The following is a 5572-nucleotide window of genomic DNA, read 5'->3' on the forward strand; positions in this document are numbered from 1 at the left end:
CCCGCCGCGGTTCAGCCCGGGTTCAGCCGGAACACCGCCACCGACTCCACCATCTGGGCGGCCTGGGTTTTGAGGCTGGCGGCCGCGGCCGCGCTTTCCTCCACCAGCGCCGCGTTCTGCTGCGTGGCCTGGTCCATCTGCGTCACGGCCTCGCCCACCTGGGCCACGCCCGAACTTTGCTCGCTGCTGGCGGCACTGATCTCGCCCACGATGTCGGTCACGCGGCGGATGCTGGCCACCACCTCGGTCATGGTCGCGCCGGCGCGGTCCACCAGGGCCGAGCCCTGTTCGACACGCTCCACGCTGGCGGTGATCAGGCCCTTGATCTCCTTGGCCGCTTCGGCGCTGCGCTGGGCCAGGTTGCGCACCTCGCCCGCCACCACCGCGAAGCCGCGGCCCTGCTCGCCGGCGCGCGCGGCCTCCACCGCCGCGTTGAGCGCCAGGATGTTGGTCTGGAAGGCGATGCCGTCGATCACGCTGATGATGTCGGCGATGCGGCGCGAGCTGTCGTTGATGCCCTTCATGGTGTCGACCACCTGGGCCACCACCTCGCCCCCCTGCTCGGCCACCGTGGAGGCGCTGCGCGCCAGCTGGTTGGCCTGCTGCGCGTTGTCGGCGTTCAGGCGCACGGTGGAGCTGAGCTGCTCCATCGATGCGGCCGTCTCTTCCAGTGCCGAGGCCTGCTGCTCGGTGCGGGCCGAGAGGTCGCTGTTGCCCTGCGCGATCTGCGTGCTGGCCGAGGCCACGCCTTCGGCGTTGCCGCGCACGTTGGCGACCACGCGCGACAGGTTGTCCTGCATGCCCTTGAGGGCCTGCAGCAGTTGCGCCGCTTCGTCGCGGCCTTCGCTGTGGATGCGGCTGGTGAGGTCGCCCTCGGCGATGCGGCGCGCGCCGTCGGCGGCCTGGCGCAGCGGCACGGTGATGGAGCGGCTCAGCACGAAGGCGGCGGCCGCGCCCAGCAGCACGGCGAACACGCCGCCGACGATCAGGATCCAGCGGCCCTGGGCCGCGTTGGCGTGGGCCTGGGCCAGGGCCTGGTCGTAGAGGGACTGCTGGTACTCCTCGAGCTTGGCGATGGAGCCCAGGTAGGCCTCGGCCAGCGGGCGCAGGTCGCGCTCCAGCGCGGCGCTCACGTCCTCGCCGATCAGGCGCTGCTTGAGCAGGTTCGCGCGCGGCGTGCGGTAGGCCTCGCGCGCGGCGTCGATGGCCGCGATCAGGCGCTTGCCTTCGTCCTCCTGCACCAGTTCCACCAGCCGCTTGCGCGAGGCCAGGGTGATCTCGGAGGTCTTGTCCATGCGGGCCTGCCAATCGCTGATGCGGCTGGTGTCCGAGTCCAGCACAGCGGCGCGCGTGCGGACCCAGTTCAGGTCGATGGTCTGGCGCCAGCGCACGGCCAGCTGGAGCTTCTCGTTGTCGGTGGTGGCGAGCCGCTGCGTGGTGTCGGCCAGCTCCTGCAGGCGCCACACACCGATGCCGGACATGAGGGCCGTGATGAGCAGAACCAGTCCAAAGGCAAAGGCCAGGCGGCTGCCGACCTTGAGGTCATTGAGTTTCATGCGGGGGGTACCGATGTCATGCGGAAGGGTAGGTCTCGCCCCTCGACCAGACACAACGGGGCGTGCTTCGCGTATCGACGGCGTGTTGCCGATCTTGAGCCGCCCACCGACTGGCGGACCGCGGGCAGGCGCGGCGCGGGCGCCGGGTTCGCGCGTTCCGGTCATCGCCGACGGAAGGAAGCAGAATCCGCGTACCGCCCTCTCGCCTCCGGGCCACCTCATTGCCGCGGCTTTCACCGGTCGCCATGACATGACACACGGACCGCTTTCCGCCGTGCTCAAAGGCGGCCTGCTGGCGCTGCTGGCGGCCACCCTCTTTGGCTTGAGCACGCCCTTCGTGCAGCGCTGGGGCCAGGGCCTCGGTCCATTCACCACGGCCGGCCTTCTCTACGGCGGCGCCAGCCTGGTGTCGCTGTTCATCCGACACCCCCGGGAGCGTGAAGCGCCCCTGAGGCTCGGCGACGCCGGCCGTTTGTTGGGCATGGCGCTGTCGGGCGCCGTCATCGGACCGGTTGCCCTGGCCTGGGGCCTGCAGCGCACCAGCGGCACCTCGGCCTCGTTGACGTTGTCCCTCGAAGCCTTCTTCACCGCCTTTCTGGCATGGCGCCTGTACGGAGAGACCATCGACAAGCGAGTCGTCCTGGCCATGGCGTCGCTGCTGGCCGGCGGCATGGTTCTCGCCCTCGAACAAGGCGTTCAGGGCCGCGCGCAACTGTTCGGCCTGGTCGCGGTGATGGTGGCCACGGCCGCCTGGGGCTTGGACAACAGCTTGTCGCGAGGGCTCGCCGACCGCGACCCCGGGCAAGTCGTGCTGAGCAAATCCTGTCTGGGCGCGGTGGCCACGTTCACGCTGGCCTGGGCATTCGGCGAACCCCTGCCCGGCGGTTGGGTGGCCTGCGGGCTGGTGGGCATCGGCGCCAGCGGCTATGGCCTGAGCCTTCGCTTCTACCTGCTGGCCCAGCGCAGCTTTGGCGCCGCGCGCACCGGATCCGTGTTCGCCTTTGCGCCCTTCATTGGCGCGCTGGGTGCATGGGGTCTCGGGGAACGCGGTGGATCGCTGCTGCTGGTGCTGGGCGGCACCCTCATGCTCGCGGGCGTCGTGCTCCATCTGCTCGAGTCGCACGAGCACGAACACGCGCACGAGCCCATCGAACACGAACACGCCCACACGCACGACGACGGCCATCACGACCACCGCCATGAGCCCATGCCACAGGGTGCCCACAGCCATCGCCATGCCCATGCGGCACTGGTGCATACGCACCCCCACGTGCCCGACCTGCACCATGGCCACAAGCATTGACAGACGCCACCGAGCGTCGAACACCCCGGCGGGAAGCAGGGGCGGGCGCGACGCGGTGAGGCCAGACCCGCCGCCTTGAACCGGGGGCGCTCGGCAAGGCCTCAAGCTTTCGGCCCCTTCGCCGATAGTTGGTCCAAATTCAAGGATTCACGGCCCGCGACACGGCGGGCTTTCGCCACCGCGGGACAACCGGCTGTCGACGCCGCCATGCGACAGCGCCGAACCACCTGAAATGACACTGCGCACACTCATTTTGGCGACTTCGCTTCTCGCACTGACGGGCTGCGCCTCACAGCGCATCGCCAAAGACATGCCGATCTCCACCGGCGCCCAAGAACAGGCGCGGGTTCAACTGCACAACGAAATCGGGCTGCTGCGCGCCGTCTACGAACAGGCCCAGCGCATGGCAACGCAGCGCTACTGCAGCACGGTTCAACCGCACGAGCCCTTCATTCTGATGACGACGGGCCACGTCGACCCCAAGCAGCTGAGCGACGAGCTGCGCGCGGCCTATGCCCAGCTCGGCGTGGACCACAAGGCCCGTGTCGTGTGGGTGGACCCGACGGCTGAGCCGAAGCTCAAGGTCGGCGACGTCGTGGTGGCCATCAACGGCCGGGACATTGAGCCCGACGAACCCTACTCGGCCATGGTGGCCCTTCGAAAAGCCCGCCATGACCTCCAGCCAGACCAGCCCTTCAAGGTGAAGCTCGACGATGGCCAGTCGGTGGAACTGCTTGGACAGCCGGTTTGCGAAGCGGGTGTGTACAGCACCTATTTCGACCCCTACCCGCACCAGCTGGGGTTCGACCTGTCGCCGGGCATCAAGCTCCCGACGAACCTGCTCAAGCAGGCCCAAACGGCGGCCGATCTGCGCTGGCTGGCGGCCTATGGCCTGTACATCACGTCGTCGCCTGAAGCCGAGTCGCGCAGAACCAAGGCGCGAATCGCGGCGGTGCCTGGCTTGGCGGGGCATGTGGCGCTGGCGATCATCCCGGGAGGCAGTTGGCTGTCCGGACGGTACGTCTCGAAGTCGATCCTCTACTTCGGCCTGGACGGTGTCTACCCGACGGCCGCCGAATTCGCCACGCGGGAGCTGCACGCACTGGGCGAAGACCCCTCACCGGGCATCGAGATGTTCGCTCGCGCTCAAGCGCAGAAGATGCAGGTGGGCGACATCGTGGTGTCGGATGCCGAGTTGGCCTCGATCCGTGCCTTGGCGGCGGCCTTGAAGCAGGGAAACGCACCTCAACCCACGTACGAACTGCCCGCCGTGGCATCGAAATAGCGCCCCATCCGCTCGGCGGATTCGCCAAGGGCCACCGCCGGATCGCACCAGGCTATTCTGATCAAATAATGTCGCAAACTGCCCGCTAGGGCGCATGCGGTCTTCGCCAAGGTCGAAGGACATCGTACTCCGCCCAATGTCGAAAACTGCCGCCGCAGTCCGCGTGGCCTACCGCTGCGTTGCAGCAAATAGAGTCGAGAACTGCGCATCCTGGTGCGTTTCTTCGTCTAAGCAACATAGATCAGTAGACCGATCTTCTGCCGCCTTCGGGGGACCACACCCTCAGTTTTCGAGCGGAATGTTGGCCTTGCGGATGACGCCTCTGCCTCATCTGAGAATCCTCCCTCAAGAACTTGGTCCATTCTTCAGGACACTTGACTTGCACTCAATTCCCAACGCCACCAACTACGCGCGCAATTCGTCGGAGTAGATGGCGCGCACAACGAGGGCCAACGGCTTGGCGTGGACGTCCTCGGGCAACCCCTTCGGCCTCAAAAGACCGTCCCAGACAGGCACGACGAGTTTCGAGGAGTCTGCTTCTACAAACATCGAAACGCCGATGCATCGCGCCCGCGTTTCTAGAGTGACGCTGCTCAGCTTGGTCCGTCCCGCATAGACCAGTGCGTTTGCAATCTCCACCAAAGTCGCCATGATCTTGGCCTCTCCGCTGACAACGCTCCCAAGGCTGAAGCACCAGTGCCGACCACTCTACGGCTGGTTTGACGTGGAAGCACCCCCAGCCCCACCGCAGATTGAGAGCGACAAGACGGTGAGTGCGAATGCGGCATGGGCCACGGCGACCAGTTACTGGACCGTCGACTCGCTACTGACGCGGTGAGGTTTTTCGGGTTGGCCCGTCCTGATTCCGTAGGACATCGAATCGGCCATTGGTCTAGAGAATCTCTACGTGCGCTACAGAGCGTATCAACGACCAGGGAGAGACAAGAAATCCAACGGAGAAAAGTGCTTTCAACCTAAACGATATCGAGCGCAGCACTTGCGCCGAAAGCGCCCGCACCGCTGATTGAGTTCACCCATGCGGTGCTGAACACTCCCTTATGTAAGCCGCATCGATGACCGCGGTCGACTACCTGCGCATGGGATTCGACCTGCAGGATTCCAACATGCTGTGGCTTGGCAGACAGAAGCCAACGAGCGCATTGCAGTTGTGGTGCAGCCACCAGTTGGCCGAACACGTCTCCAACGAGGAGTACCGCGCCGTCTGCTACGCAGAGACGGGAATTCGAGAACGACTCTCCCTGCTGGCGGTGTTCCGCGATGGCTGCCGCGTAGCCGTGAACCTCTGCCGCAGCCTTTCCCACCCTGATTTCGACGGAAAAGACATCTCTGCGTTGACTCAGAAGGCACGACTTACCTGCAGCGCGGTAAGACGCCACATGCAAGTGGCGAGGCAGGAGAGAGCGACAG

4 protein-coding genes and 1 pseudogene are annotated in these 5572 nt (G+C 66.1%); 3 read left to right on the forward strand and 2 right to left on the reverse strand.

What is annotated here, in order from left to right; genetic code table 11:
• Positions 1 to 11: 11 nt before the first annotated feature.
• Complete coding sequence (locus tag BGO22_RS20195; RefSeq protein ID WP_286852289.1) at positions 12 to 1556, reverse strand: methyl-accepting chemotaxis protein; 1545 nt, start codon at positions 1554 to 1556, stop codon at positions 12 to 14.
• Positions 1557 to 1806: 250 nt separating this feature from the next.
• On the opposite strand from BGO22_RS20195, the gene BGO22_RS20200 reads away from it, so the two are divergent.
• Complete coding sequence (locus BGO22_RS20200) at positions 1807 to 2859, forward strand: DMT family transporter (RefSeq protein ID WP_204744074.1); 1053 nt, start codon at positions 1807 to 1809, stop codon at positions 2857 to 2859.
• 232 nt (positions 2860 to 3091) lie between these two features.
• Positions 3092 to 4144, forward strand: a complete 1053-nt coding sequence (locus BGO22_RS20205) for a serine protease family protein (RefSeq protein WP_204744073.1) — start codon at positions 3092 to 3094, stop codon at positions 4142 to 4144.
• A gap of 405 nt (positions 4145 to 4549) precedes the next feature.
• On the opposite strand, the gene BGO22_RS20210 is transcribed toward BGO22_RS20205, so the two are convergent.
• Positions 4550 to 4795, reverse strand: coding sequence for a hypothetical protein (locus BGO22_RS20210; RefSeq protein ID WP_070400785.1), 246 nt, complete (start codon positions 4793 to 4795; stop codon positions 4550 to 4552).
• A gap of 422 nt (positions 4796 to 5217) precedes the next feature.
• On the opposite strand from BGO22_RS20210, the pseudogene BGO22_RS20215 reads away from it, so the two are divergent.
• A pseudogene (locus tag BGO22_RS20215) lies at positions 5218 to 5572 on the forward strand (helix-turn-helix transcriptional regulator); the annotation flags it as partial.

Origin of the sequence: Hydrogenophaga sp. 70-12, from assembly GCF_001897365.1 — a bacterium.
Lineage (GTDB): Bacteria > Pseudomonadota > Gammaproteobacteria > Burkholderiales > Burkholderiaceae_C > Hydrogenophaga > Hydrogenophaga borbori.

Coding starts and splice junctions, on each gene's coding strand:
- BGO22_RS20200 (WP_204744074.1), top strand. CDS start 1,807: ATGACACACGGACCGCTTTCCGCCGTGCTCAAAGGCGGCCTGCTGGCG.
- BGO22_RS20210 (WP_070400785.1), bottom strand. CDS start 4,795: ATGGCGACTTTGGTGGAGATTGCAAACGCACTGGTCTATGCGGGACGG.
- BGO22_RS20205 (WP_204744073.1), top strand. CDS start 3,092: ATGACACTGCGCACACTCATTTTGGCGACTTCGCTTCTCGCACTGACG.
- BGO22_RS20195 (WP_286852289.1), bottom strand. CDS start 1,556: ATGAAACTCAATGACCTCAAGGTCGGCAGCCGCCTGGCCTTTGCCTTT.